Origin of the sequence: Nocardioides taihuensis (assembly GCF_042657275.1) — a bacterium.
GTDB classification, from domain to species: domain Bacteria; phylum Actinomycetota; class Actinomycetes; order Propionibacteriales; family Nocardioidaceae; genus Nocardioides; species Nocardioides taihuensis.
This window is the reverse complement of sequence record NZ_JBHSKD010000011.1, coordinates 197,867-223,473: the sequence shown is the minus strand read 5'-3', so window position 1 is coordinate 223,473 and position 25,607 is coordinate 197,867. Positions and strand designations below refer to the sequence as shown.

Here is a 25,607-nt window from a genome sequence, read left to right as displayed (position 1 = left end):
CATGCCGTTTCAGCCTCACAGGTCGGCATCGTTTCCTCCGGTCTCCGTGACGGTCGCGGTGTCGCAGGCCGTGCCGTCGGCGTCGGTGACCGCCGCCGAGGGGCTCCACTGGATCGCGCCGGTGTTCGACGTGGTCCGCAGACGCTGCCCGCCGGACGTCGGCGCGCCGAGCGTGATCGTGATCCGGGTGACCGGAACGCCGTCAACCGTCGGGGTCGTGGCAACCATCGTGGCGTTGCCGAAGGAGGCGCTCTGGCTGTTGATGTAGTTCTGGGCGAAAGCCACCTGGCCGAGGTTGACGCCGGTGAAGGTGAGGTAGTCGCGACCCGTGATCAGGGGGGTCCCGTCACCCGAGTGGTGCAGCACGACCGGCACCCCGGTGGTGCCACTGGTCCAGCCCGGTTTGACGGTGGCGAGGTCCACGACGCCGCTGAAGGTCAGCGTGACCGTGTCGGTCGCGCTCGGGGTGCCGTCGGTGACCGTGGCGCCCTGGACGTCCGCGCCGCGGAGCCGCTTGACCACGACGGCCACCGTGGCCGAGGCCGTCGTCCGCCCGGCACCGTCGGTCAGCACCGAGCGCAGCTCGTAGGAGCCGTCGGCCAGCGGACCCGTGCTCCACTGGCAGGTGTACGGCGACGTGCTGTCCGCCGGCCCGCACGAGGTCCAGGCGGTGGCGCCGGCCGCGCGGTACTCGACCGCGACCGACGTGACCCCGAGCGTCGAGGACGCCGACGAGGTCACGGTGACGTTGCCGCGCACCACCGCACCGGCGGCCGGGCTGGTGATCGCGACCGTCGAGGAGTTGGCCACGGTGCGGGTGACCACCGCCGAGACGCCGGTGTTGCCCAGGCCGTCGACGGCGGTCGCCCGCAGCTCCCACGAGCCGTCGGCCAGGCCGCCGGTCGCCAGCGAGCAGGCGTACGGCGCCGTGGCGTCGGTGCCGCAGGCCGTCCAGGTGGTGGCTCCCACGGCGCGGTACTCGAAGGTCACCGACGCGACCCCGGCGGGGTCGGTCGCGGTGGAGGTAAGACTGACCGTGCCGCTCAAAGGCCCAGGCGGCACGGTCAGTGTCAGGGTGGGACCGCCGTTGTCGACGGTCCGGGTGACGGGCGCGGTCGCGGCGGTGTGGCCCACCAGGTCGGTGGCCACGGCCCGCAGCTCCCAGCTGCCGTCGGCGAGCGCGGTGGTCGCGAGCGCGCAGGTGTACGGCGCGGTGGTGTCGCTGCCGCAGCTGCTCCAGCTCGTCGTCCCGGTCGCGCGGTACTCGAAGGCGACCCCGGCGACGCCGGTGTGCGCGTCGGCTGCGGAGGCGCCCAGGGTGACCGTGCCCGACAGCAGGCCCGCGGGCACGCTCAGCGAGACGGTCGGGTCGGTGAGGTCGACGACCACCGCGTCCTGGGTGTCGACCAGGGTGCCGGTGGCAAGGTCGGCGACCACGCGCAGGTCCCAGGTGCCGCTGGTCAGCGCGGCGGGGGTGCAGGTCGCGGTCGGGCCGGGCTGCGCCGCGCACGCCGTCGTCCAGCCGCTGCCGCCGGTCGGGCGCTGCTGGAAGGTCAGCGTGCCGGTCTGCCCGCCGGTGGCGGTCAGGGTGGCCGACAGGGTCGGCACGGTGCCGGTCGGCGAGGCGACCGGGGCGAGCACGACGGTCGCGCCGTTCGCGACGGTCGTGGTGACGACCGGGGACGTCGCGGTGTTGCCCTCACCGTCGGTGGCGACGGCGCGCAGGTCGTAGGGGCCGTCGGGAACCGTGGCGGTGTCCCACACGCAGGCCCAGGGGGCGGTCGTGTCGGTGCACAGCGTGCTCCACGAACCGGACCCCGCCGACGCCACCGCGAGCACGACGGACGCAACCCCAGTCGTGTCGTCGGTCGCGGTGGCGGTCACGGTGACGGTGCCCGAGACCCCACTGCCCGGGTCGTCCACCGTGACGGTCGGCGGGGTCCAGTCGCGCGCGGAGCCGACCGAGACACCGGTGCTGCTCTGCGCCGTCCACGTCGCCGAGGAGAAGTGCACGCTCGAGAACGCCGTCGCGCCCAGCAGCACGGCGAGGGCGAGCACGAGACGGCCGCTCACCGGTCAGCCCCCGTCCGGGCGCCCGTGGACGCCTCTTCGGGCACGGAGGTCGTGTCCCGTACGTCGACCCGGACCTGCTCCTCGGGACGACGCAGCCCCCGCGCGAGCTGCACCAGGCTGGCCAGCGCGATCAGCGCCGCCGGGATCCCGATCAGCACCATCCGCAGGGTGCGGTCGTGCAGCGCGATGAACGCGTAGCCGACGTACGGCACGTCGAGCACGACCCGCGACTGCGTGGCCTGGTCGAGCCGGAAGGTCCACGGGTCGGGGTCGGAGTTCGCGTCCCCCTGGGTCCGGTAGACGTCGCCGTCGATGGAGACGATCCGGTGGGTGACGAGGTCGTCCACGCCCGACTCGGGCGGCGGCAGGTAGGTGATCACGTCGCCCACCTCGAGCTCGTCGACCGGCACCACCTCGGAGAAGACCACCGACCCGAGGTCGATGGTGCCGGTCATCGAGCTGCCCGTGATCACGTAGCGCTGGTAGCCGAAGGCGGCCGGCGCGATGAAGCTGAGCGCCACGAGCATGCAGACCAGGCAGGCGAGGTTGACCAGCAGGCGCGCGACCCGCCCCGAGCTGCGGGCCTTCATCGTGATCTCCACCGGTGCCTCCTTCCTGCGTCGGTCGGTCGGTGCTGCTGGGTGGTGCTGGTTTCGTGCTGGGTGGTGCTGGTGCCTGGCGGGTGGCCCGCCCGACTCCCCCCGGAACCGGACGGGCCCCCTCCTCCCAGCGCCCACGGGATCCCCCCGGACCCCATGCCCTGCCCCCCGGCAGGAAGGCGCTGGGTCGGCAACCGGCCCGAGCCGGTCGTCCTGCCCCCCTGGTCAGTTCGTCAGAGCCACTGGCCGGTCAGGCTCTGACCGGCCAGCTGCGTGGTGACGAACTGGTAGGTGGCGTCGGCGGACTTGCCCTGGTTGGCCGTGCCCGTGTCGGTCGCCGGGATCGAGACCTCGAAGGTGAGGTCGGTGGTCGCGCCGGTGTCGAGCGCGCCGAGGTCCACCGGGGTGGTGGAGAGCCCGCCGAAGTCGCCGTCGTAGACGACGGTTGCCCCCTGCGAGATCCTCAGGTTGAGGCCGCCGGCCGCGAAGCCCGAGGAGCTCGCGGTCTCGGCCATGGTCAGCGTGCTGTCCAGGGTCCCGGTGTTGGCGATCGTCAGGGTGCCGCTGAGCACGTCGCCGGGCTTGATGTCGGCCACGGTGAGCGTGAGTCCGTCCCGGTTGTTCGTGTGCAGCAGCGTCCCCGAGGTCACCGACAGGCCGGTGCCCGTGGTGGAGGTCCAGGTGGCTCCCGAGCCGATGGCGACCGCTCCTGCGACGAGGAGGGTGGCCAGGGGCACGAGCACCTTCTGGCTCTTCTTGGTGGTCATGGTGTCTCCCTCTGGGTGGTGCGCTTGTGTCGAGAAACGTAGGGACGCCGTCGCCACGCCTGAGCCACGCCTCAGGAACGCTCGATCCACACTTCAGTAACAAAAACCCCACAAGCCACTCTCAACACTGTGGAAATACTCCGCCCCACAAGCCATCAGCCGATGACATGCGTCCCAGGAGTCCCACCCCGGGGGCAGGGCCCGGCGCCGCCGTGACGACCCGGCCGGTGGTTCGTTGGACGGGTGACCACGAGCGATGCCTGAGGGGGGCGACCGTGAGCGCACCGTGGGGACACCGCCACCGCGACGAGACCGGGCTGCGGGGGTGGCTCGCCCGGCGCTGGGGGGCGCACCGCCGCCGGCGCGTGGGCCGGGCGCTGGCCCGGCGCGACCACCAGGGCAGCGCGCCGGCGCCCTCCCCGCCTTCCCCGGCGTCGGTCCCCGCACCCCCCGCCGAGCAGCGCCGGCTCGACGCGGTCCGCGCGGGGCGCTGAGGCTCCGGGGGTCAGCCGGCGAAGAGGTCGCCGTGCTCCTCCACCCGCTCGAGGACCTCCTCGAAGCGCAGCTGCTCGAGGGCGAGCGGGTCCTCGGCGCCGGCCACGACCTCCTCCCAGGTCAGGGGCGCGGCGACGGTCGGCAGCTCACGCCCCCGCAGGGAGTACGGCGAGATGGTGGTCTTCGAGCCGGCGTTCTGCGACCAGTCGAGGAACACCTTCCCCGAGCGGCGGGCCTTGGTCATCGTGGCCGTCACCGCCTTCGGGTGCTCGGCCTGCAGCTCCTCGGCGACCTCCTTGGCCAGCGCGGTGGTGCCGTCGGAGTCGAGCTGGCCCGGCAGCGCGGCGTACAGGTGCAGTCCCTTGCTGCCGCTCGTGACCGCCCGCGCGACCAGCCCGCGCTCGTCGAGCTTGGCGCGCACCAGCAGCGCCACCTGCGCGCACTCCGGCAGCCCCGCCGGCTCGCCGGGGTCGAGGTCGATGACCAGGCGGTCGGGCTTCCTCGGCCGCCCGGTGCGACCGACCGTCCACTGGTGCACGTGCAGCTCGAGGGCGGCGAGGTTGACCAGCCAGGTCAGCGTCGCGAGGTCGTCGACCACCGGGAAGGTGATCGTGTCGCCGTTGCGGCTCGGGCCGCGCGACCCGGTGGTCGGCACGGTGACGGTGTGCACCCACGACGGCGTCCCGTTGGGCACGTTCTTCTCGAAGAAGCTCATGTCCTGCACGCCGTGCGGCCACCGGATCCTGGTGACCGCGCGGTGCGCGAGGTGGGGCAGAAGCACCGGGGCGATGCGCGCGTAGTAGTTGAGCACCTCGCCCTTGGTCGTCCCGGTGCGCGGGTAGAGCACCTTGTCGAGGTTGGAGAGCTTGAGCGTGCGGCCCTCGACGTCGACGTGGACCTCGGTCGACGGGGTGCTCGGGGACATGGTGGCTCAGCGACCGATCGCGATCACGGGGACGCTGCCCTGGTCGAGCAGGCGGAGCGTCCTGCGCAGGAACGGCCGCGGGGCGCCCACGCAGCCGGCGGTCGCGCCGCTGCCGTTGACGTGCAGGAAGATCGCGCCGCCGCGGTGGCGCACCTGCCGCCGGTTGAACGAGGTGGCCACGGCGTACTCGTACTGCGCCGGGAAGGACTTGAGCCGCTCCGAGGCGTTGGGGTGGCTGGCGCCGAGCCGCCAGCGGAAGCCGCCCCGGGCCTTGTTGCGCCAGCGGTTGTAGTGGTCGGACTGGTTGTCGAGCACCCAGTAGTCGCCCGTGCGGATCTTGCGGTACGACGGGTCCCACGCGTCGCGGGCGGCGTGCCGGCCGAAGGCGAAGGGCAGCCGGAAGGTGCCGAGCGGGGTCTTGCCGGAGCCCTGCACCCGCTGGGTGGCGAGCACCAGCCCGCCGTACCCGGTGCGGCCGTCGCGGGTGCGGAGCACGCTGGTCCAGCCGCTGTCGGTGCGGGTCCAGAACCGCACGGTGGCGTGGTAGCCGCGCCGGTGGTTGGCCGTGACGACCTGCGTGGTGCCGGGGCGCAGGCGGACGCTCACCCCGCCGAGCCGCACGGTGTCGGTCGTCTGCGCCGCGGGGGCGGCGGTGGCGGGCGCGGGGGCAGGAGCGGCGGTTGCCGTGGTCGGCGCGCTGAGCAGCGAGAGGAGCAGGACGCCCGGCAGCAGGAGGGCGGCGGTAGCGGTCACGAGAGATCCTTCCGAGAGAGGTCGCTGCGCACGCCCTGGTAGGACGGCTGGCGCAGTCGCTGGTTGCGCGCGGTGCCGTGGGTGTCGACGTCGACCACGACGACCGGCTCGACCCAGTGGGTGCCCCGCGCGTCGACGCGCGGCACCTCGTCGTCGAAGGGGCTGTCCGCCCGCCCGAGGGGTGCGAGGAGCGCCGCCAGCTGGGCGCTCTGCCGGGCCCCGATGCCACTGCCCACCCGGCCACGGTAGAGCAGGCCGTCGGCCGTCACCTCCCCCACGAGCAGCGCGGCGAGGCGGTCGGTGGTGCCCTCCTGCGGCCGCCAGCCGCCGATGACGTAGGAGAGCCGGTGCCGGTGGGCGAACTTGAGCCAGTGGGGCGAGCGCTGGCCGAAGACGTAGCGCGAGCTGCGCCGCTTGCTGACGATCCCCTCCAGCCCCTGCTGCCGCGTGGCGTCGAACAGCATCGGCCCGTCGTCGTACGACGCGGGGACCTGCCAGGTGGAGTCGAGCCCCAGCCCGGACAGCAGCTCCCGCCGGCGCTCGAGCGGCAGCGCGGTGAGGTCCTCGCCGTCGAGGCGGAGCAGGTCGAAGACCATGAACGTCGCGGGCACGGTGCGCGAGAGCTGCTCGGCGGCGCGGGCCCGCCGCACGTGCATCCGGTCCTGCAGCACCCGGAAGTCGGGCAGCCCGGCGTCGTTGAGCGCGATCACCTCGCCGTCGACGAGCAGGTCGCGCTCCCCCAGCGGCGAGGTGCTGAGCTCGGGCCAGGCCACGGTGACGTCGTTGGCGTTGCGGCTCCACATCCTCAGCGGGGAGCCGGGCCGCAGGTCGGCGAGGATCCGGACGCCGTCCCACTTGACCTCGTGCAGCCACTCCGCGCCCGTCGGCACGTGGGTGCCCTTGGTGGCCAGCATCGGCTGCATGCGCCCCATCCAACACGGTCGTCGGGCGCGTGCTCAGGAGGCGGCGCCGGCGTCCGCGGGGGCCCGAGCAGGGACAGCGGTGCCCTCGACCGGGCCGGGCCGCCGGGCGGTCCAGTCCGGGGGTGTTCCGTGCCACACTTGAGCCATGCGTGCCATCTGGAAGGGGTCGGTGTCGTTCGGGCTGGTCAGCGTGCCCGTGAAGCTGTACGCCGCCACCGAATCCCACGACGTGTCCTTCCGCCAGGTGCACGTCAAGGACGGTGGCCGGATCAAGTACCAGCGCGTCTGCTCGATCGACGGCGAGGAGGTCGCCTACGCCGACATCGCCAAGGGCTACGAGACCGAGGACGGCGAGATGGTCGTGCTCACCGACGACGACCTGGCCGAGCTGCCCTCGACGTCCTCGCGCGAGATCGCGGTGGAGAAGTTCGTGCCGCGGGAGCAGATCGACCCGCTGCTCTTCGAGAAGAGCTACTACCTCGAGCCGGAGAAGACCGGCGCCAAGCCCTACGCGCTGCTCCGGCAGGCGCTGCTCGAGGCCGACCGGATGGCCGTGGTCACCGTGGCCCTGCGGCAGCGCACCACCGTCGCGGTGCTGCGCGTGCGCGACGACGTGATCGTGCTGCAGACCATGATGTGGCCCGACGAGGTCCGCACCCCCGACTTCTCGGTCGAGGTCGGCGAGGTCAAGGACGCCGAGGTGAAGATGGCGCAGATGCTCGTCGAGACCCTGGCCGGCGACTTCGACCCCGCCGAGTTCGAGGACGACTACGCGGGCGCGGTCGAGGCCCTGGTCAAGGCCAAGGTCGAGGGCGGCGAGGTCAAGCGCACGCCCACCTCGACCAAGACCTCCGGCGAGGTCGTCGACCTGCTCGCCGCCCTGCAGCGCTCGGTCGACGCCGCGAAGACCGCGCGCGGCGAGTCGCCCGCCGAGGCGGCCCGCGGCGCCCAAGACGCGAGCGACGACGCCGCCGAGCAGGACGAGAAGCCCGCGAGGAAGACCGCGACCCGCAAGACCGCCGCGAAGCAGTCGACCGCGAAGAAGGCCCCGGCGAAGAAGACGGCCGCCACCAAGAAGGCTGCGGCCAAGAAGACCACCGCCAAGAAGTCGACGACCCGCAAGACCGCCGCGCGCAAGGCCTCCTGACGCTAACCCGCGACGGTCTGGACAACCGAAGGGCCGCGATCACGTCAATACTGGGTCCGGTGACCGGAGCCGAGCAGCTGGCCGTCCTCGCGACCGGCTTCGGGGCGGGCGTGCTGACCGCGACCGTCGGGGTCGCGACGCTGCTGAGCTTCCCGGTGCTGCTGGCCCTCGGGCTCCCGCCGGTGACGGCCAACGTCTCGAACACGGTCGGCCTGACCCCGGCCGGGATCAGCGGGTCGTTCGGCTACCGGGCGGAGCTTGCCGAGCACCCCGCCGTGAGCCGGAGGGTGGTGGTCACCTGCAGCCTCGGCTCCGTGGTCGGTGCGGCGCTGCTGCTCGGGCTGCCGTCGTCGGTGTTCGAGCAGGTCGCGCCGTGGCTGATCCTCGGCACCTGCCTGCTGGTCGGCGCGCAGCCGCGGATCTCCGCCTGGGTGCGCCGGCGGGCCACGGGGCCCGCGCCGGAGCCCCGGCACGCCCTGTCGCCCCTGACCACCGGGCTGGCCACCCTGGTCGGCGTGTACGGCGGCTACTTCGGCGCCGGGTCGGGCGTGATGATGCTGGCGGTGCTGGGCTTCGGCACCGACCTCGACCTGCGCGTGCTCAACGCGACCAAGACGCTGGCGGTGCTGGCCGGCAACGGCGTGGCGGCGGTGATCTACGTGTTCGTCGCCGACCTCGACTGGCCGGTCGTCGCGCTGCTGGCGGCGGGCTCGCTCGTGGGCGGGTACGTCGGTGCGCACGTCGGCCGGCGGCTACCGACCGGTCTGCTCCGCTCCCTGATCGTCGTGGCCGGCGTCCTCGGGGCGATCAGCCTCCTCACCTGAGGCCGGCTGGTCGGGCGCCCCGCCGCGTGCGGCGGCCGAGTCGGGCGAGCGCCGGTGGAGGCGGTGCACGAGAGCGTCGCTCGCCCGCGGCGCGAGCAGGCCGACGAGCTCCCCCACCGTGCCGATGACCGTGTCGACCGTGACCGGCCGGTCCTCCAGCGCCCGCACCACCCGCTCCGCGGCCTGCTCGGGAGTGATCACGCGCCGGTCCTCGACGTTCCCGGTGGGCACGACCATCGGGGTACGGACCATGCCGAAGCGGATGTTGGTGAAGGTGACGCCGTCGCCGTAGGTCTCGCGCCCGGCGATCCGCGACCAGGTGTCGAGGGCGGTCTTCGAGGCGAGGTAGGCGGTGAACTTGGGTGCCTTGAGCTGCACGCCCCAGCTGAGCACGTTCACCACGTGGCCGAAGCCCTGCTCGCGCATCGCCGGCAGCAGCCCGAGCGTGAGCCGCACCGGGGCGAAGAAGTTCACGGCCATCGTGCGCTCGACGTCGTGGAAGCGGTCGTAGCTGAGCTCGAGCGAGCGGCGGATCGAGCGGCCGGCGTTGTTGACGAGGTAGTCGACCGCATCGTGCTCGTCCAGCACCCGCGCGACGAGGGCGTCGACCGCGTCGCCGTCGGTCAGGTCACAGGGGTACGCCGCGGCGGTGCCCCCGGCCGCCTCGACCGCCGCCTGCACCCGCGCGAGCTCCTCGGCGCGCCGGGCCACCAGCAGGACGACCGCCCCGCGCCGGGCGGCGGCGTACGCCGTGGCCTCGCCGATGCCCGACGACGCGCCGGTGACCAGCACCGTGCGCCCGGCCAGGGGGCTCGGCCCGCCACGGCGGAGCCGGCGGCGCCAGCGCGAGCGTGGCGTGTGGAGCAGGAGGCGGTCCATCAGGCGGTCTCCCAGCGGAACAGCCTGGCGGCGACCAGGGTCACCACGACCGCGAACACCGCGAGGATCGCCATCGGCACCAGCGCGGCGGTCCAGCTCTCGCCGCGGACCATGACGTCGAGCATGCCGTCGTTGAGGTGGCGCAGGGGCATGGCGAGCGAGATCCGCTGCAGCCAGGGAGGGGCGCCGTCGAGCGGGAAGAACGAGCCGCTGAGGAAGGCCATCGGCAGCACCATGAAGTTGGCGGCGTTCACCGCGCCCTCGGTGGTGGTGGTGATGGCGCCGGCGAGCAGGCCGAGCGCCATGAAGCAGAGCGTCCCGACGACGAGCAGCGGGACGCCCATCCACCACGCGCCTGTGAGGGTCAGCCCGAAGGCGGCGGCGCCGAGGCCGAGGAAGATCGCCATCTGCACCAGCGCGATCCCCACCGTCACCGAGACCCGGGCGGCGACCACGGTGCGCGTGGAGACCGGCGCGAGCTGGAGCCGCCGCATCAGCCGCGACTGCCGCCAGCCCTGCAGGGTGGCCGCTGCGCCGAAGGCCGCGCTCATCGCGACCGCCCAGCCGAGCAGCCCGGGGGTGACGAACTGGATGGTGTCGAGCGACTCGTCCTCGACCCGCTCGACCTGCAGCTGGTAGCGCGGTGGCTGGCCGGTGACCGCGACGTTGGTGCCGTCGACGAAGGCCTGCAGGCTGCCCTGGGTGACGGCGGCCTTGACCTGGTCGGTCTGCGTGTAGTGGGCGACGAGCGTGTCGCCCTGCATCTCGACGGCCACGTCGGCGTCACCGCTGCGCACCGCGGCGACCGCCGCGTCGATGCTGGCCGCGTGGCGGACGTCGAAGGTGTCGTCGAAGGCCTGCTGTGCGCCGGGCGGCAGGTCGTCGAAGAGCGGCACGGCGCCGACCTCGATCATCTCGACCTCGGACTGGGTCTGGTCGGAGAAGATGCCGCCGAAGAGGATGAGGAACATCAGCGGGAAGACGAGCGCGAAGAACACCGCCGCCCGGTCCCGGACGAAGCCCCGGATGATCGCGACCGAGATCGCGCCGAACGGGTTGCTGGGGGTCCGGGTCGTCATGCGCGGTAGGCCCGGCCCGTGAGGGAGAGGAAGACGTCCTCGAGGGTGCCGGTGTGCACCTGGACGCCGTCGAGGCGGCCCTCCTCGGCGAGGCGCGCCACCACGGGCGGGGCGTCGCGGGTGACCAGCACGATGCCGTCGGCGCTGTCGACCACCTCGTCGACGCCGCGGATGCGACGCGCCTCCTCGACGGTGATCTGGCCGGGGGCGACGGTGACCCGGGTCGGGGCGTCGAGGCCGCGCACCAGCCCGGCCGGGCTGTCGAGCTCGAGGATCCGGCCGGCGTCCATGATCGCGACCCGGTCGCACAGCGCCTCGGCCTCGTCCATGTAGTGCGTCGTCAGCACGACGGTGCGGCCGGAGTCGGTGAGCCCGGAGAGCAGGTCCCACAGGTTGCGCCGGGCCTGCGGGTCGAGGGCGGCGGTCGGCTCGTCGAGGAAGACGAGGTCGGGGTCGTGGACGAGCGCGCACGCGATCGAGAGCCGCTGGGCCTGGCCGCCCGAGAGGTCGTTGACGCGGGTGTCGGCCTTGTCGACGAGCCCCACCCGCTCGAGCCATGCCTCCCCGCGGTCGCCGCCCACGCCGTAGAGCGCCGCAAAGGTCTGGAGCTGCTCGCGGGCCGTCAGCCGCTCGAAGAACGACGACGCCTGCAGCTGTACGCCGATCCGGGGCAGCAGCCGCTTGTTGCGGGGCCAGACCTCCTCGCCGAAGACCCGGGCCGTGCCGGAGGTGGGCCGGCGCAGGCCCTCGACCATCTCCAGCGTCGTGGTCTTGCCGGCGCCGTTGGGGCCGAGGATGCCGAAGAACTCCCCTTCCTCGACCGTGAAGCTGACACCGTCGACCGCGTGCAGCTCGCCGTAGGTCATGACGAGGTCCCCCACCTCGATCGCCCTCATGCCGCGAGCCTAGAGAGCGTCAGGGGGCGAGCAGCGGCCAGGGTCGGGCCCGCTCGAGCTGGGCGGCCACCGAGAGCAGCACGGGCTCGCCGTCGATCGGGCCGACCAGCTGCACGGCGGTCGGCAGCCCGTCGGGGCCGGGGCCGCACGGCACGGCGGCCGCCGGGTTGCCGGCGACGTTCCAGATCGCGGCGTACGCGATCGCGGGCATCGAGACCAGCGACGACCGGACCGTGCCCAGCCCGCTGATCACGCCCACGCGGGGCGGACGGTGGGCGATCGCCGGGGTGAGCAGCACGTCGCAGCGGTCGAAGACCCGGTTGGCCTTCGCGGAGACCGACTCGGTCAGGCGCAGTGCGCGGTCGACCACGCCGGGCCGCACCCAGGCCCCGAGCCTCACCGTCTCGCGCGTGCGCCGCTCGAGGCGCTCGGGGTGCTCGACGATCGCGGCCTCGCTGCGGATGCCGGCGAAGAACTGCGGCACGAAGGCCGCGGTGATGTCGGGGTACGCCGGGTCGATCTCGCGCACGTCGTGACCGAGGTCCGCCAGCAGCAGGGCGGTCTCCTCGACCGCCCGGACGTGGAGGGGGTCGGGCCGCACGCCGACGGCCGGGGCCGTGACCGACCAGCCGATCCGCAACCGCCCGGGGTCGCGCCGGACGGCCTCGAGGAAGAGCCCGGTCTCGCCCGCGCGGTAGAGGTCGCCCTCGACGTTGCCGCGGACGACGTCGTAGACCAGGGCGCTGTCGCGCACCGTGCGGGTGAGCGGGCCGGCGGTGCCGAGCGCCCACCACAGGTGGGGGTGCGGCGCCGTGCTGACGCGCCCGCGCTGGGGCTTGAGGCCGAACAGCCCGCAGCAGGCGCTCGGGATCCGGATCGAGCCGCCACCGTCGCCGCCGATCGCGACCGGCACCATCCCGGTCGACACCGCGACCGCGGACCCGCCGCTCGACCCGCCGGGCGTACGGGTCGGATCCCAGGGGTTGCGGGTGATCCCGCGCGAGCTCGACTCGGTGTAGGGGAAGGCGCCGAACTCCGGCATCGTCGTCTTGCCGACCACCACCGCGCCGGCGGCGCGCAGGCGGCGCACGACCTCCGCGTCCTCGGCGGCCGGCGTCGAGTTGGCCTCACCGCCGAAGGTGGTCACGCACCCCGCGACGTCGATCTCCTCCTTGATCGCGACGGGTACGCCGTGCAGCGGCCCGACCGGCTCCCCGGCCGCCCGCGCGGCGTCGCGCTCGTCGGCCTCGGCGCGGGCGCGGTCGGCCAGGACGACCGAGAAGGCGTTGAGCCGCGGGTCGAGCGAGGCGATGCGGGCCAGGGAGGCGTCGACGACCTCTCGGGCGCTGACCTCCCCGGCGGCAATGACGCGGGCGGTCTCGACGGCGTCCAGGGTGTGCAGGGTGAGCGGGTCCACGGAGCGCACCCTAGGCGCTCTGCCTCAACGCCCGGCACGTGTCTCCCCCGTCGACGCGGCCGCGTCTCGGTGCCACCATGACGCCGTGGACGACGTGGTGCGCTTCTACGGCGGCTCGAGCGGGCTGGTGGCCGCCATCGGCTCGGCCCTGGACGCTGCCGGCCTGGACCGCACCACCCTGCGCCCGGCCGACCTCGCCCCGGTCGACGAGTTCCACATCCGCGGCCGGGCGGCGTCCCTGGAGATCGTCGAGGCACTCGACCTCACGGGCGACTCCCAGGTGCTCGACCTCGGCAGCGGGCTGGGCGGGCCGGCACGGACCCTCGCGGAGCTGAGGGGGTGCACCGTCACCGGCGTCGACCTCACACCGGAGTTCTGCGAGGCGGCGACGGCGCTCTCGCAGTGGACCGGCCTGTCCGACCACACCCGCTTCCAGGTCGGGGACGCGACGGCCACGGGTCTTCCCGACGCGGCGGTGGACGCGGCGCTGACGGTGCACGTCGCGATGAACATCCCGGACAAGCAGGCGCTCTACGCCGAGGCGTTCCGGGTGCTCCGGCCCGGCGGCCGGTTCGTCGCCTACGACGTCCTGCAGGGCGAGGGCGGCGACGTCCGCTACCCCGTGCCGTGGGCCGACGACCCATCGACGAGCTTCTTGGTCACCCCCGACGAGATGCGTGACCTGCTCCGCTCGGCGGGGTTCGAGGTCGTCGCGGAGGTCGACTCCTCGGACGAGAGCCTCGCGTGGTTCCGGCAGGTGCGCGCCCGGGTCGAGCGCGACGGCCCACCGCCCGTCACCTTTGCGGCCTTCCTCGGCGAGAGGTTCGGGGAGATGGCCGCCAACCAGGTGACCAACCTCGCCGAGCGACGCGTCCGCACCGTCATGTTCACCTGCGCGCGACCGTCCTGAGCCTCGGCGGCCGGGCCGCTCGGCGCGCCGCTCAGGCGAGCGACGCGAGCCAGGCGTGGTGGAGGTCGGAGAACCGCCCGTCGCCGCCGGCGACCAGGTCGGCCGGGGCGCCGTCCTCGACGATCCGGCCGTGCTCCATCACCAGCACGCGGTCGGCGATCTCCACCGTCGAGAGGCGGTGGGCGATGATCAGCGCCGTGCGGCCGGCGAGCACGGTGCGCAGGGCACGCTGCACCAGGCGCTCGGACGGCACGTCGAGCGACGAGGTGGCCTCGTCGAGGATCAGCACCGACGGGTCCGCGAGGAACGCGCGCGCGAACGCCACCAGCTGGCGCTGGCCGGCGCTGAGCCGGCCGCCCTGGTTGGCGACGTCGGTCTGGTAGCCGTCGGGCATCGCGGCGATGAAGTCGTGCGCGCCGAGGGCCGTCGCCGCAGCGACCACGTCGTCGAGGCTCGCGTCGGGCCGCCCGAAGCGGATGTTGTCGGCGATCGTGCCGGAGAAGAGGTAGCTCTCCTGGGTCACCATCACCACCGAGGCGCGGAGGTCGTCGGAGGTCAGGTCGCGGACGTCGACGCCGTCGAGCACCACCCGCCCGCGCGAGGGGTCGTAGAAGCGGGTGGCCAGCTTGGCCAGCGTGGTCTTCCCGGCCCCGGTCGACCCGACCAGCGCGACCGTCTGGCCCGCAGGGACGACGAGGTCGAGGTCGGGCAGCACGGGCCGGTCCGCGACGTACTCGAAGCGGACGCCCTCGAAGCGCAGCTCGCCCCGCGGGTCGGCCAGCCGCTCGGGCCGGTCGGGCTCGGGGACGTCGGGCTCCTCCTCGAGCACGCCGGCGAGCTTGTCGAGGGCGGCCGAGGCGGACTGGAAGGTGTTGTAGAACTGGCTGATCTCCATCATCGGCTCGAAGAACCCGCGCAGGTAGAGCAGGAACGCCGCGAGCACGCCCACCGTGACGTCGCCCTGGTAGGCGCGGTACCCGCCGTACACCAGGACCACCGCGATGGTGACGTTGCCGATCAGCCGGATGCCGGGCATGAACCACGCGACCAGCCGGAAGGCGTGGAGGTTGGCCAGGCGGTACTGGTCGTTGACGTCGTCGAAGATCTCCTCGTTGCGCGGCTCGCGGCGGAAGGCCTGCACCGCGCGGATGCCGTTCATCGACTCGACGAAGTGGACGATGACCAGCGCGACCTTCTCGCGGGTGACCTTGTAGCCGGAGGCCGAGGCCTTGCGGAACCAGTTGGTCAGCCACGCCAGGAAGGGCCCGCAGCACAGCGCGACCAGGCCGAGCTTCACGTCGAGGAGGAGCAGCAGCCCGGCGGTGCCGACGAGCGTCAGCGCGGCGGTGACCAGCCCGTCGAAGCCGGTCTCGAGCATCTCGTAGATGGCATCGACGTCGGAGGTCTGGCGCGAGATCACGCGGCCGGAGGTGTAGGAGTCGTGGAACGCCGGGCTGAGCGCCTGGAAGTGGCGGAAGACGCGGCGGCGCACCTCGTAGAGGACGTCCTGGCCGACCCGCCCCGAGCGCACGAGGAACAGGTTGCGCGCCACCGCCTGGGTCAGCGTTGCGACCAGCACCAGCGCGACGACGGTGAACAGCGCGCTGGTGTCGCCGGACTCCTGGATCGGCGGGATGCCGGTGTCGATCCCCTCCTTGACCAGGAAGGGGATCGAGAGGCGGGCGGCGTTCTCGACGACGACGATGCCGACGAGGATCCAGATCGCGGTTCGGTACGGGGCGAGCAGGCTGCGCAGCAGGCGCTGCGAGCCGCCGCCGAGCGTGCCGGCGGTCATCCGCTCCGCGGCCTCGTCGGCGTCGACCTCGGCGTAGCCGCGCCAGCGGCGCTGGTCGGAGGTGGGGGTGGTGGTGCTCACGCGCGCGCCCCCGCCCCGTGCTGGTCGGCGGGGTCCTCGGCGTCGGCCGCCAGCAGCTCGCGGTAGGCGGGGACGGTCTCGAGCAGCTCGCGGTGGTCGCCGACGTGGGTGATGGTGCCGTCCTGGAGCAGGGCCACGCGGTCGGCGAGCAGCACGGTCGAGGCGCGGTGGGCCACGACGAGCCCGGTGGTCTCGGCGAGCACCCGGCGCAGCGCCTCCTCGACCAGCGCCTCGGTGTGGACGTCGAGCGCGGAGAGCGTGTCGTCGAGGACCAGCACCTTCGGCTCGGCGAGCACCGCGCGGGCCAGCGCGAGCCGCTGCCGCTGCCCTCCGGAGAGCGAGTGGCCCTGCTCGCCGATGCGGGTGTCGAGGCCCCACGGCAGGTCGTGCACGAAGCCCGCCTGCGCCACCTCGAGGGCCTGCTCGACCTCGTCGTTGCCGGCCGGGTCGACCAGGGGGTCGCGGCCGAGGGTGAGGTTCTCGCGCGCGCTCATCGAGAAGAGCGTGGGCTCCTCGAAGGCCGTCGCCACCAGGCGCCGCAGGTGGGCGAGGTCGAGCTCGCGCACGTCGACGCCGTCGACGGTCACGCGGCCGCCGGTCACGTCGTACAGGCGCGGGACGAGGGAGGTGAGCATGGTCTTGCCGGTGCCGGTGGCGCCCACGAGCGCGACCGTCTCGCCCGGGCGGATGTCGAGGTTGACGTCGCGCAGCACCAGGCGCTCGGGCTCGTCGGGGAAGGCGAAGTCGACGTGCTCGAAGCGCACGTGGCCGCGCGGCTCGGCGACGACGCGGTCACCGCCCACGATGGTCGGCTCGGTGTCGAAGATCTCGAGCACGCGCGCGGCGGCGGTCATCGCCTCCTGGGACATCGCGAGGATCACCCCGAGCGAGGCCACCGGCCACACCAGGCTGAGCAGCAGGGTGATGAACGCGACCAGCTCGCCGGGGGTGAGCTCGCCGCGGCCGACGCCGAGGGCGCCGAGCAGCAGCACCACCGCGACCGCGCCGTTGGGGATCACCTCGAGGAAGGTCCAGAACTTCGCGGACAGGCGGACCTTGTCCATCGAGGTGCCGTGCAGGGTGCGGGCGGCCGCTTCGTACTGGCGCGACACGTGCTCGGCGCGGCCGAACGACTTGATCACGCGGATGCCGACGGCACCCTCCTCGGCGAGCGTGGCGAGGTCGCCCTGCTCGTCCTGGACGCGGCGCGACACCACGACGTACCGCTTCTCGAAGCGCATGGACAGGACCACGATCGGGATGGCCGCGGAGGCGACGACGAGGCCGAGCGGCCAGTACATGTGCAGCAGGACGCCGGTCACCACGGTGACCTGGAGGATGTTGATGCACAGGAAGAGCAGCCCGAAGCCGGCGAAGCGGCGGATCGCGGAGAGGTCGGTGGTCACGCGCGAGAGCAGCTGGCCGGACTGCCAGCGGGCGTGGAAGGCCATCGGCAGCCGCTGGAGGTGGGCGTAGAGGTCGTGGCGGATCTGGGTCTCGAGGCCGAGCACCGCGCCGGACTGCACCCAGCGCCGCAGCCAGACCAGGAACGCCTCGAGCACGCCGAGGCCGAGGGCGAGCAGGCCGAGCGGCAGCAGGGCGCCGAGGTCGCCGTCGGTGATCGGCCCGTCGATGATGGCCTTGGTGACGAGGGGGATCGCGATGGAGAGGGCCACGCCACCGACCGACGCCAGTGCCATCACCACCAGGGCGAGGGCATGGGGGCGGAGGTACCCCCGGAGACGCCACAACGAGGACACGCCCGCCGGCTGCTCCGGCTGGTTCGTTGACATCGTCATCCACCCTAGGTCGGGCCACCGACAGGTCGCGAATCCTTTACCGGCCCGGGTTGTCCACAAGCCGGCGACCGGGGTGGTTTGCGCGCCGGACCCGACGGACAGGAGGACGCCGACCCTCTCGCCCGACCTCCGGAGGCCCGACCATGACCCTCTTCCTGGACCACGCGCCGTACGACCGGTGCCGCGGCGCGGTGGCCGCGGCGTCCGAGCGCCTCGCCGCCGACCGCGACCGGATCGACGCCCGGGTCACCGGCCTCCTGGCGGCCGGCTGGCGGGGCCGGGCGGCCGACACCTTCGCCGACGCCTGGGCCGAGTGGACCGACGCGGCCGCCGAGGTGCGCGAGGGCCTCGCCGCCATGGCCGTGCTCCTCGACGCGGTCGGGCGCGATCTCGTGGCGCAGGACGACGCCGCGGCGGGCACGCTCGCCGGCGTCTCCGCCCGCCTCGCGGACCGGCTCGGCTGATGGGGGGCGACTCGTTCGCCGTCGACCTCGACGCGCTCGACGACCTCGTGGCCGACGTCGCCGCCTGCGAGCGCGAGCTCACCGCGCTCGCCGCGGAGGTCGACCGCGAGGTCGACCTCCTCCACGGCGCGTGGTCGGGCCTGGCCGCCGACGCCCAGCTCGCCGCCCAGGCCGAGTGGGACCGCGGGCTGCGCGCCATGCGCGACGCCCTCACCCGCCTGCGGTCGGCCGCCAGCTCCGCCCACGGCCACTACACCTCCGCCGCCCACGCCAACCTGGCCGACTGGTCGTCGTTCTGCTGACGGGCTCTTGCGGTAGTCCCCGACGTTCGAGTCGGGTTACTGACGGGTAAGGCGACTCGATGGTCGGGGACTACCGAGGCTGTGGAGAGGCAGCAACGCAGCCCCCTCGGAGGGTCGATGCTCTCGGCATGCACTCGTCCCCCAACGGCTACTGGCGTCTGGAGCGATCAGACCTGTGCATGCCGGTGCGGATCGACCCGGAGGGCAGGAAGGGGCCGACCAAGCGTGGCGCGCGGAGTACTCGCTGGCGGCGTACCAGTCGCGGGCAGTACGTGCCCTCGACGGTGAGCGACGAGGACGTCGAGCAGCGGATCGTCGAAGCAGCGGCCGTGGTGCCCGAGGGCGGCGCCGTGACGGGGTGGGCGGCGCTGCGCTGGCAGGGCGGGGTGTGGTTCGACGGGCTCACCCGGGGCGGGCGGGCGCGGCTCCCGGTGACGGTCGTCGCGCCGTCGAAGCAGATCCGGGCGCAGGCGGGCATCGAGGTGAGCGAGGAGTTCATCCGTCCCGGGGAGATCATCCGTGTGGACGGACTGCCGATCACCGTGCCCGCGCGTTCGGTCTGCTACCTGATGCGCTACGCCTCCAGTCTGCGCGACGCCGTGGTGGCGCTCGACATGGCGGCGTACGACGACCTCGTCAGCATCACCGAGGCCGCGAGCTACGCCACGACCCTCAAGATCTGGACGGGCATCCCGCAGTGCCGGGAGGCGATCGGTCTGGCTCACGAGAACAGCTGGTCGCCGCAGGAGGTCGGCGCCGGCTTCGTGTGGGTGGTCGTGGCCGGGCTGCCTCCGCCCCTGCGCAACCGTCCCGTCTTCGACCTGCACGGACGCCACATCGGGACGCCCGACCTGCTCGACGAGGAGGCCGGACTGGTCGGCGAGTACGACGGTCGCCTCCACCTCGCGGGGCAGCAACGGCGTCGCGACCGCGACCGGGAAGCCCGCTACCGCGAGGTCGGGTTGGAGGTCGTGGTGCTGCTCGACACCGACGCCGCGTCGCCGGACCGCACGGCTGCGCTCATCCTCGAGGCCAGGAGCCGCGCCCGATTCGAGCCCGCGAGCGAGCGCCGCTGGACCACCGAGCCGCCGCCCTGGTGGATCCCCACCTTCACCGTCGAGCAACGGCGCGCCCTCGATCCGGACCTGCGCAACCGGTGGCTGGGTTACCGGCGCCAGGCCGGGTGAGCACGGCCACCTCCGGTAGTCCCCGACCTTCGAGTCGCCTTACTTGCCGGTAACCCGACTCGAACGTCGGGGACTATCTCCCACTCGCCGCCTCAGCCAGTGGCCAGCAGGCCGCGCACCACGCGGAGGCCGACCGACATGCGGGCCAGGTCGGCGGAGTCGTCGGCGCAGATCTCCTCGAGGGTCTGCACGGCGCGACCGACGACGGTGGCGTCGTTGTCCTCCCAGGTCGAGATGCGGGCCGGGGCGGAGTCGTCGGGGGAGGTCGAGAGCAGGACCTTCGCGGTGAGCTGGGTGTGCACCGAGTAGAGGTCGTCGCGGACGGCGCCGCGGGCCATGGTCTGCCAGCGGTCGGCGCGCGGCAGGGCGAGGATCCGCTGCACCAGCGCCGGGAGCCCGAGCCGCTCGCCGAGGGCGAAGTGGAGGCGGGCGACCTCGGCCGGGTCGATGCCCTCGCGGTCGGCGGTCTCCACCGTCCCGAGCAGGGTGTACGCCGGGTTGAGCACCGCCACGCGCGTCGCGAGGTCCTGCGGCACTCCCTGGCCGACCAGCCGGTCGCGCCGCTCCTCGAGGGCCCGCAGCTCGCGCCCCGTGATCAGCTCGGGCAGCGCGGCCATGACCTGCTGCACCGGCCCGCGGAAGAAGTCCACCGTGGCCTGGCTGTCGAGCGGGGGGCGCCGGTTGGTGACCAGCCAGCGCGAGGCGCGCTCGACGAGCGTGCGCATCTCGATCCGCATCGCGGTCTGCACCGCGGCGTCGAGCTTGTTGTCCCAGGTCTTCAGCTCGCGCCGCAGCTCGAGCGAGCCGAAGATCTCGCGCGCGACGAAGTTGGCGCGGGTCAGCTCCGCGGCCGTGGACCCGGTCTCCCCCGCCAGCCGCGGCCAGAACGTCATGCCGGCACCGTTGACGAGGTCGTTGACGACCTGGGTCACGATGATCTCGCGCCGCAGCGGGTGGTCGGCGACCTGCTGCTCGAAGCCCTCGCGGATCGGGCCCGGGAAGTAGGCCATCAGGTCGAGGTGCAGGTAGGGGTCGTCGGGCAGGTCGGAGTCGAGCAGCTCGTCGGCCAGCACGATCTTGGTCCACGCCAGCAGCACCGACAGCTCCGGCGAGGTCAGCCCCTCGCCACGCTCGAGCCGGCGCCGCACCTGCCGCGAGGTCGGGAGGCCCTCGAGCTCGCGGTTGAGCACGCCGTCGCGCGAGAGCCGCTTCATCCAGTCCTCGTGCACGTGCAGCAGCGAGGGCGCGTTGGCCATCGCGTTGGCGAGCGCGAGGTTCTGCTCGTAGTTGTCGCGCAGCACGAGCTCCGCGACCTCGTCGGTCATGTCGGCCAGCAGGGCGTTGCGCTGCTTGTTCGTGAGGTCGCCGTCGGCGACGACCCGGTCGAGCAGGATCTTGATGTTGACCTCGTGGTCGGAGGTGTCGACGCCCGCGGAGTTGTCGATGAAGTCGGTGTTGATCCGACCACCGCGGCGGTCCGCGCCGTACAGCGCGTACTCGATGCGGCCGAGCTGCGTCAGGCCGAGGTTGCCGCCCTCCCCCACGCACAGCGCACGCACCTCGCGCCCGTCGACCCGGATCGCGTCGTTGGCCTTGTCGCCGGCGTCGGCGTGCGACTCCTCGACGGCCTTGACGTAGGTGCCGATGCCGCCGTTCCACAGCAGGTCGACCGGCGCCTGCAGGATCGCCTTCATCAGCTCGGCCGGCGTCATCGCGGTCACGGAGTCCTCGAGCCCCAGTGCGGTGCGCACGGGCGCCGAGATCGCGATCGACTTCGCCGCGCGCGGGAAGACGCCGCCGCCCTCGGAGATCAGGTCCTTGTCGTAGTCCTGCCACGACGAGCGGGGCAGGTCGAAGAGCCGCTTGCGCTCGGCGTACGACGTCGCCGCGTCGGGCGTCGGGTCGAGGAAGATGTCGCGGTGGTCGAAGGCGGCCACGAGCCGGATGTGCTCCGAGCAGAGCATCCCGTTGCCGAACACGTCACCGCTCATGTCGCCGATGCCGACGGCCGTGAAGTCCTCGGCCTGGCAGTCGATCCCGCGCTCGCGGAAGTGCCGCTGCACCGCCACCCACGCGCCGCGCGCGGTGATGCCCATCGCCTTGTGGTCGTAGCCGACCGAGCCGCCGCTGGCGAAGGCGTCGCCGAGCCAGAAGCCGTAGTCCTTGGCCACGCCGTTGGCGATGTCGGAGAAGGTCGCGGTGCCCTTGTCGGCCGCGACGACGAGGTAGGAGTCGTCGCCGTCGTGGCGCACGACCTGCTCGGGCGGCACCGTCCTGCCCTCGACGAGGTTGTCGGTGATGTCGAGCAGCCCGCAGATGAAGGTCTTGTAGCAGGCGATGCCCTCGGCCAGCCACGCCTCGCGGTCGCCCGGGTCGGGCAGCTGCTTGCAGAAGAAGCCGCCCTTCGCGCCCACCGGCACGATCACGGTGTTCTTCACCATCTGTGCCTTGACCAGGCCGAGCACCTCGGTGCGGAAGTCGTCGCGACGGTCCGACCAGCGCAGGCCGCCGCGCGCCACCGCGCCGAAGCGCAGGTGCACGCCCTCGACGCGCGGCGAGTAGACGAAGATCTCGTACTTCGGCCGGGGCTCGGGCAGGTCGGGGATGTGCGAGGGCTCGAGCTTGAACGAGATGTAGGTGTGCGGACGGCCGTCCTCGCCGTCCTGGAAGTAGTTCGTGCGCAGTGTCGCGCCGATCAGCGTCAGGTACGACCGCAGGATGCGGTCGTGGTCGAGGCTGGCCACGTCGTCGAGCGCCCGCTTCACCCGGCCGGCGAGGTCCTCGACCTTGAGCGTGCGGGCCTCGGCGTCGGCGGCCAGGCCGTTCTTGCCGGGCTCGAAGCGCGCCTCGAAGTAGCGGACCAGCAGGCGGGTGATGTCGACGTTGCCGCGCAGCGCGCCCTCAATGTAGTCGAGCGCGAACGGCGAGTTGCCCTGCCGCAGGTACTTCGCGTACGCCCGCAGCACGGTCGCCTGCCGCCAGGTGATCCCGGCCTCCAGCACCAGCGCGTTGAAGCCGTCGATCTCGTTGTAGCCGTCCCAGACCGCGCGCAGCGCGTCCTGGAAGAGCTCGCGCGCCTGCTCGGGCACGGCCCGGCCGTAGCGCAGGCCGAACTCGTAGATGAACGTCGGTCGGCCGAGGCCGTCGAGCTCGTAGGGCCGCTCGTCGACCACCTCGACGCCCATGGAGGAGAGCATCGGCAGGATCTCCGACAGCGACAGCGGCGGTCCGACCCGGAACACCTTCAGCCTGGCCTCGCCGCGGTCGGCGTCGACCTGCTCGTAGAGCGCGAGGTCGATGCCGTCGTCCTCGAGGCGCTCGAGCCGGGCGAGGTCGAAGGAGCCCGTCGCCGGGGCGAAGTCTTCCTTGTAGGCCTCGGGGAAGGAGTTGACGTAGCGCCGGGCCAGTCGCGCGCCGCGGTCCTCGCCGTACTCCGCCATCACCGCGGAGGTGAAGTCGTCGCGCCACGACCGCGACGCCTCGGTGAGGCGGCGCTCGAGGTCGGCGGTGTCGACGTCGTTGAGGTGGCCGCCGCGCTCGGGGTGCACGACGAAGTGCACGCGGGCGGTGGTGGACTCGTTGACCCGCGCGGTGAACTCCAGCGAGTCGCCGCCGAGGCGCTCCTTGAGGATCGCCGCGAACTTCTCGCGCACCGAGGTGTTGTAGCGGTCGCGCGGCAGGTAGACGAGCACGGAGACGTAGCGGCCGTAGGTGTCGCGGCGGATGAACATCCGCACCTGGCGCCGCTCGCGGGCGTGCATGACCGCCTCGGCCAGCGGGGCGAGCTCGTCGACGGGCGTGTGGAAGAGCTCGTCGCGCGGGTAGGTCTCCAGCGTGTCCATCAGCGCCTTGCCGGCGTGGCTGCGGGCGTCGAAGCCGATCCGGCGCAGCACCTCGGCGGCCTTCTCGCGCAGCAGCGGGATGCGGGTCAGGGACTCGGTGTAGGCCGCGCTGGAGTAGAGGCCGAGGAAGCGGCGCTCGCCGACGACCTCGCCGTCCTCGAAGACCTTGACGCCGACGTAGTCGAGGTACGCCGGGCGGTGCACGGTCGAGCGGGAGTTGGCCTTGGCCAGCACCAGCAGGGTCTTCTCGCGGGCGCGGGTGCGCACGGCGTGCGGCAGCTTGGCGAACGACGCCGACATGTCCTGGTCGGCGCGCAGGATGCCGAGGCCGGTGCCGGGCACGGCGCGCAGGTACTCGTCGTCGCCCTCGCCGACGAGGCGGTACTCGCGGTAGCCGAGGAAGGTGAAGTGGTCGGCCGCGAGCCACGTCAGCAGCTCCTGGCCCTGGCGCACCTCCTCGACGTCGAGCGGCGGCGGGTCCTCGTCGAGCTCGCGGACGATCGCGCGGGCGCGGTCCTGCATCTTCTCCCAGTCCTCGACGGACTCGCGGACGTCGCGCAGCACCTTCTGGAGGTCGTCCTCGATCTGCGTGACGTCCTCGTCCTCGGCGACGCGGGAGATCTCGACGTGCATCCACGACTCGCGCAGGGCACCCGGGTGCGCGGCGGTCGAGCCGTCGTCGACGGGGTGGACGGCCTGCAGCTCGCCGGTGATGTCGCGCTCGACGTCGAACTGCGGGTGCACGACGACGTGCACGTCGCGCCCCTGGCGGTTGAGCTCGGTGGTCAGTGAATCGACGAGGAACGGCATGTCGTCGGTGATCACCTCGACGACGGAGTGGCCGCCCGCGCTCCAGCCCTCGTTGCTCATGCTCGGCGTGAACACCCGCACCGAGGCGGTGCCCTGCGGCCGGTGCCGGCCCAGCTTGTAGTGCGAGGCGATCGCGCCGTAGAGGTCGAGGTCGCACCGGTCGCAGACGTCCTCGGGCGCGACGTGGCGGTAGTAGGCCCGGATCAGCAGGTCGACGGTCTCCTGGGGAGGGCCGCCGGCGCTCCGGCGACTGCGCGCCAGGTCGATCGCCCTGTCGAGGAGGTCGTGCTTTTCCCGGTCGAGCGAGGTGGTCACAAGATGACACTAGGACCCCCCTGTGGGGCGCACAACACGGGCACGCCGCTGCAGCCGGTAGCCCGCGTGGCAGCGCCTCCGCCATGATGTCGCCCATGGACTTCCGCCACGAGCTGGCCTACGACGCCAGTCCCGCCGACGTGTTCGAGATGCTCGCCGACCCGGCGTTCCGCGAGGCCGTCAGCGCCGCCATGGACGTGGTGTCCGCGGACGTCGTGCTCGAGCGCACCGGCGACGGCTTCACCCTGACCAACGACCAGGTGCAGAAGACCGCCGGCCTCCCGGCGTTCGCCACCAAGCTCTTCGGCGACACGACCCGGGCCCTCCAGATCGAGGACTGGTCCAGCCCGGCCGGTGGCACCCTGCGCATCGAGACGCCCGGCAAGCCGACGAGCTGCTCGGGCACCATCCGCCTCGAGCCGACCGGCTCCGGCACCACCGAGGTGGTCGAGCTCGAGATCAAGGCGAAGATCCCGGTCGTCGGCGGCAAGATCGCCGGCGTCTTCGCCGACCAGGTCCGCCACGGCATGGACGTCGAGCACGGCGTCGGGCAGGCCTGGCTCCGGGGCGAGCGCTGATGGCCAAGCAGGTCCGGCACCACCTCACCTACGACGCGGCGCTGGCCGAGGTGGCGGCGATGCTCGCCGACCCCGCCTTCCGCGAGGCGGTCTGCGAGCGCCAGCGGGTGCTGCGGGCGACCGTCGCGATCGAGCCGGCGGACGCCGAGGTGGTCGGCGCCGGGACGCGGGTCAGCGTCGACCAGGTGCAGGCCGCGCGCGGCATCCCGTCGTTCGCGACCAAGTTCGTCGGCGACGAGATCCACATCGTGCAGCGGGAGTCGTGGCGCGACGACACCACCGCCGACCTCACCTGGAGCATCCCCGGCAAGCCCGGCGAGATGACCGGCACCTCGCGGCTGCACGAGTCCGGCGGCCGGACCACCCAGACCGTCGACCTCACGGTCAAGGTGTCGATCCCGCTCGTCGGCGGCAGGCTCGAGGGGTTCATCGCCGACCTGCTGATCAAGGCGCTCGACGCCGAGGCCCGGGCCGGGCGCGACTACCTCGCCGGCTGATCCGTCCGGTCGTCACCGGTCGGCGCGGCTCCCGGTGGCTCGGGAGCCCGCGACTCAGCCGGCCCCTCCGGCGGGTCGGCTCCCTCCGGCGGCTCGTGCCGCTGCCGCCACCAGATCACGCCGCCCAGGAGCAGGAACGGCCCGAACGCCAGCGCAAGGGTGAGCGCCTGCTCCCACGCGTGCAGCGCCCCCAGGTGCAGGGGGGTCAGCTGCAGTGCGGGCAGCAGGCGCTCGTCCACGGCCGTGGCGC

At 73.0% G+C, this 25,607-nt stretch carries 23 protein-coding genes; 9 read left to right on the top strand and 14 right to left on the bottom strand.

All coding sequences use genetic code 11. From position 1 onward, the window contains the following. Nucleotides 1–15: 15 nt before the first annotated feature. From ACFPGP_RS12395 to ACFPGP_RS12385, 3 genes are all read right to left on the bottom strand, one after another. On the bottom strand, nt 16–2,073 hold the full coding sequence (locus tag ACFPGP_RS12395; RefSeq protein WP_378590535.1) for an Ig-like domain-containing protein: 2,058 nt from the start codon (nt 2,071–2,073) through the stop codon (nt 16–18). Then, a complete protein-coding gene (locus ACFPGP_RS12390; RefSeq protein ID WP_378590534.1) occupies nt 2,070–2,675 on the bottom strand; it encodes a signal peptidase I in 606 nt (201 codons plus the stop codon). Before ACFPGP_RS12390 ends, ACFPGP_RS12395 begins: the two co-directional genes overlap by 4 nt. Before the next feature lie 230 nt (nt 2,676–2,905). Continuing rightward, nucleotides 2,906–3,439, bottom strand: a complete 534-nt coding sequence (locus tag ACFPGP_RS12385; RefSeq protein ID WP_378590533.1) for a COG1361 family protein — start codon at nt 3,437–3,439, stop codon at nt 2,906–2,908. Between the two features lie 275 nt (nt 3,440–3,714). On the opposite strand from ACFPGP_RS12385, the gene ACFPGP_RS12380 reads away from it, so the two are divergent. Next, nucleotides 3,715–3,933, top strand: coding sequence for a hypothetical protein (locus ACFPGP_RS12380; RefSeq protein WP_378590531.1), 219 nt, complete (start codon nt 3,715–3,717; stop codon nt 3,931–3,933). Between the two features lie 11 nt (nt 3,934–3,944). Here ACFPGP_RS12380 and ligD (ACFPGP_RS12375) read toward each other — a convergent pair whose 3' ends face one another. Genes ligD (ACFPGP_RS12375) through ligD (ACFPGP_RS12365) form a run of 3 tightly spaced genes read right to left on the bottom strand, consistent with a single transcriptional unit; the run spans nt 3,945 to nt 6,535 of the window. Beyond that, nucleotides 3,945–4,859 carry a non-homologous end-joining DNA ligase gene (ligD, locus tag ACFPGP_RS12375; protein WP_378590530.1) on the bottom strand — a complete coding sequence of 305 codons (915 nt, stop codon included), beginning with the start codon at nt 4,857–4,859 and terminating at the stop codon, nt 3,945–3,947. Nucleotides 4,860–4,865: 6 nt separating this feature from the next. Next, nucleotides 4,866–5,612, bottom strand: a complete 747-nt coding sequence (locus ACFPGP_RS12370) for a L,D-transpeptidase family protein (RefSeq protein WP_378590529.1) — start codon at nt 5,610–5,612, stop codon at nt 4,866–4,868. Next, nucleotides 5,609–6,535: a non-homologous end-joining DNA ligase gene (gene ligD, locus ACFPGP_RS12365; RefSeq protein ID WP_378590527.1), complete on the bottom strand. Its 927-nt coding sequence runs from the start codon at nt 6,533–6,535 to the stop codon at nt 5,609–5,611. Before ligD (ACFPGP_RS12365) ends, ACFPGP_RS12370 begins: the two co-directional genes overlap by 4 nt. Nucleotides 6,536–6,680: 145 nt before the next feature. Between ligD (ACFPGP_RS12365) and ku the strand changes: the two genes are divergently transcribed. Together ku and ACFPGP_RS12355 are read left to right on the top strand one after the other, a co-directional pair. Further along, on the top strand, nt 6,681–7,682 hold the full coding sequence (gene ku, locus ACFPGP_RS12360) for a non-homologous end joining protein Ku (protein WP_378590526.1): 1,002 nt from the start codon (nt 6,681–6,683) through the stop codon (nt 7,680–7,682). A gap of 59 nt (nt 7,683–7,741) precedes the next feature. Then, nucleotides 7,742–8,506 carry a sulfite exporter TauE/SafE family protein gene (locus ACFPGP_RS12355; protein ID WP_378590524.1) on the top strand — a complete coding sequence of 255 codons (765 nt, stop codon included), beginning with the start codon at nt 7,742–7,744 and terminating at the stop codon, nt 8,504–8,506. Here the strand turns inward: ACFPGP_RS12355 and ACFPGP_RS12350 are convergent. The 4 genes from ACFPGP_RS12350 to ACFPGP_RS12335 are packed head-to-tail and all read right to left on the bottom strand — an operon-like array spanning nt 8,435 to nt 12,777. Then, nucleotides 8,435–9,385, bottom strand: a complete 951-nt coding sequence (locus tag ACFPGP_RS12350) for an SDR family NAD(P)-dependent oxidoreductase (RefSeq protein ID WP_378590522.1) — start codon at nt 9,383–9,385, stop codon at nt 8,435–8,437. The two genes, ACFPGP_RS12355 and ACFPGP_RS12350, sit on opposite strands and share 72 nt — an antisense overlap. After that, complete coding sequence (locus ACFPGP_RS12345; RefSeq protein ID WP_378590521.1) at nt 9,385–10,464, bottom strand: ABC transporter permease; 1,080 nt, start codon at nt 10,462–10,464, stop codon at nt 9,385–9,387. Before ACFPGP_RS12345 ends, ACFPGP_RS12350 begins: the two co-directional genes overlap by 1 nt. Continuing rightward, nucleotides 10,461–11,360: an ABC transporter ATP-binding protein gene (locus tag ACFPGP_RS12340; RefSeq protein ID WP_378590519.1), complete on the bottom strand. Its 900-nt coding sequence runs from the start codon at nt 11,358–11,360 to the stop codon at nt 10,461–10,463. Before ACFPGP_RS12340 ends, ACFPGP_RS12345 begins: the two co-directional genes overlap by 4 nt. Before the next feature lie 19 nt (nt 11,361–11,379). Then, nucleotides 11,380–12,777, bottom strand: a complete 1,398-nt coding sequence (locus tag ACFPGP_RS12335) for an amidase (RefSeq protein ID WP_378590517.1) — start codon at nt 12,775–12,777, stop codon at nt 11,380–11,382. 85 nt (nt 12,778–12,862) lie between these two features. On the opposite strand from ACFPGP_RS12335, the gene ACFPGP_RS12330 reads away from it, so the two are divergent. Further along, on the top strand, nt 12,863–13,687 hold the full coding sequence (locus tag ACFPGP_RS12330; protein WP_378590515.1) for a class I SAM-dependent methyltransferase: 825 nt from the start codon (nt 12,863–12,865) through the stop codon (nt 13,685–13,687). A 31-nt stretch (nt 13,688–13,718) separates the two neighbouring features. On the opposite strand, the gene ACFPGP_RS12325 is transcribed toward ACFPGP_RS12330, so the two are convergent. Further along, complete coding sequence (locus tag ACFPGP_RS12325; RefSeq protein WP_378590513.1) at nt 13,719–15,563, bottom strand: ABC transporter ATP-binding protein; 1,845 nt, start codon at nt 15,561–15,563, stop codon at nt 13,719–13,721. Then, a complete protein-coding gene (locus ACFPGP_RS12320; protein WP_378590511.1) occupies nt 15,560–17,356 on the bottom strand; it encodes an ABC transporter ATP-binding protein in 1,797 nt (598 codons plus the stop codon). The genes ACFPGP_RS12325 and ACFPGP_RS12320 overlap by 4 nt, the downstream gene beginning before the upstream one ends. A gap of 149 nt (nt 17,357–17,505) precedes the next feature. Here ACFPGP_RS12320 and ACFPGP_RS12315 point away from each other — a divergent pair, with 149 nt between their 5' ends. The 3 genes from ACFPGP_RS12315 (at nt 17,506) to ACFPGP_RS12305 (ending at nt 19,315) form a co-directional block, all read left to right on the top strand. Then, complete coding sequence (locus ACFPGP_RS12315; RefSeq protein WP_378590510.1) at nt 17,506–17,826, top strand: WXG100 family type VII secretion target; 321 nt, start codon at nt 17,506–17,508, stop codon at nt 17,824–17,826. Further along, nucleotides 17,826–18,128, top strand: a complete 303-nt coding sequence (locus tag ACFPGP_RS12310; protein WP_378590508.1) for a WXG100 family type VII secretion target — start codon at nt 17,826–17,828, stop codon at nt 18,126–18,128. The genes ACFPGP_RS12315 and ACFPGP_RS12310 overlap by 1 nt, the downstream gene beginning before the upstream one ends. A 128-nt stretch (nt 18,129–18,256) precedes the next feature. Next, nucleotides 18,257–19,315, top strand: a complete 1,059-nt coding sequence (locus ACFPGP_RS12305; RefSeq protein WP_378590507.1) for a hypothetical protein — start codon at nt 18,257–18,259, stop codon at nt 19,313–19,315. Between the two features lie 92 nt (nt 19,316–19,407). Here the strand turns inward: ACFPGP_RS12305 and ACFPGP_RS12300 are convergent, their stop codons facing one another. Continuing rightward, a complete protein-coding gene (locus ACFPGP_RS12300) occupies nt 19,408–24,282 on the bottom strand; it encodes an NAD-glutamate dehydrogenase (RefSeq protein ID WP_378590505.1) in 4,875 nt (1,624 codons plus the stop codon). A 95-nt stretch (nt 24,283–24,377) separates the two neighbouring features. On the opposite strand from ACFPGP_RS12300, the gene ACFPGP_RS12295 reads away from it, so the two are divergent. Further along, nucleotides 24,378–24,860: a DUF2505 domain-containing protein gene (locus ACFPGP_RS12295; protein ID WP_378590503.1), complete on the top strand. Its 483-nt coding sequence runs from the start codon at nt 24,378–24,380 to the stop codon at nt 24,858–24,860. Next, a complete protein-coding gene (locus ACFPGP_RS12290) occupies nt 24,860–25,357 on the top strand; it encodes a DUF2505 domain-containing protein (protein WP_378590501.1) in 498 nt (165 codons plus the stop codon). The genes ACFPGP_RS12295 and ACFPGP_RS12290 overlap by 1 nt, the downstream gene beginning before the upstream one ends. Here the strand turns inward: ACFPGP_RS12290 and ACFPGP_RS12285 are convergent. Beyond that, nucleotides 25,342–25,596 (bottom strand): hypothetical protein, encoded by a 255-nt coding sequence (locus tag ACFPGP_RS12285; RefSeq protein ID WP_378590500.1) that lies wholly within the window; start codon nt 25,594–25,596, stop codon nt 25,342–25,344. The genes ACFPGP_RS12290 and ACFPGP_RS12285 overlap by 16 nt on opposite strands. Nucleotides 25,597–25,607 lie beyond the last annotated feature (11 nt).

Coding starts and splice junctions, on each gene's coding strand:
- ACFPGP_RS12385 (WP_378590533.1), bottom strand. CDS start 3,439: ATGACCACCAAGAAGAGCCAGAAGGTGCTCGTGCCCCTGGCCACCCTC.
- ligD (WP_378590530.1), bottom strand. CDS start 4,859: ATGTCCCCGAGCACCCCGTCGACCGAGGTCCACGTCGACGTCGAGGGC.
- ligD (WP_378590527.1), bottom strand. CDS start 6,535: ATGCAGCCGATGCTGGCCACCAAGGGCACCCACGTGCCGACGGGCGCG.
- ku (WP_378590526.1), top strand. CDS start 6,681: ATGCGTGCCATCTGGAAGGGGTCGGTGTCGTTCGGGCTGGTCAGCGTG.
- ACFPGP_RS12350 (WP_378590522.1), bottom strand. CDS start 9,385: ATGGACCGCCTCCTGCTCCACACGCCACGCTCGCGCTGGCGCCGCCGG.
- ACFPGP_RS12345 (WP_378590521.1), bottom strand. CDS start 10,464: ATGACGACCCGGACCCCCAGCAACCCGTTCGGCGCGATCTCGGTCGCG.
- ACFPGP_RS12340 (WP_378590519.1), bottom strand. CDS start 11,360: ATGAGGGCGATCGAGGTGGGGGACCTCGTCATGACCTACGGCGAGCTG.
- ACFPGP_RS12320 (WP_378590511.1), bottom strand. CDS start 17,356: ATGTCAACGAACCAGCCGGAGCAGCCGGCGGGCGTGTCCTCGTTGTGG.
- ACFPGP_RS12315 (WP_378590510.1), top strand. CDS start 17,506: ATGACCCTCTTCCTGGACCACGCGCCGTACGACCGGTGCCGCGGCGCG.
- ACFPGP_RS12310 (WP_378590508.1), top strand. CDS start 17,826: ATGGGGGGCGACTCGTTCGCCGTCGACCTCGACGCGCTCGACGACCTC.
- ACFPGP_RS12305 (WP_378590507.1), top strand. CDS start 18,257: ATGCACTCGTCCCCCAACGGCTACTGGCGTCTGGAGCGATCAGACCTG.
- ACFPGP_RS12295 (WP_378590503.1), top strand. CDS start 24,378: ATGGACTTCCGCCACGAGCTGGCCTACGACGCCAGTCCCGCCGACGTG.
- ACFPGP_RS12290 (WP_378590501.1), top strand. CDS start 24,860: ATGGCCAAGCAGGTCCGGCACCACCTCACCTACGACGCGGCGCTGGCC.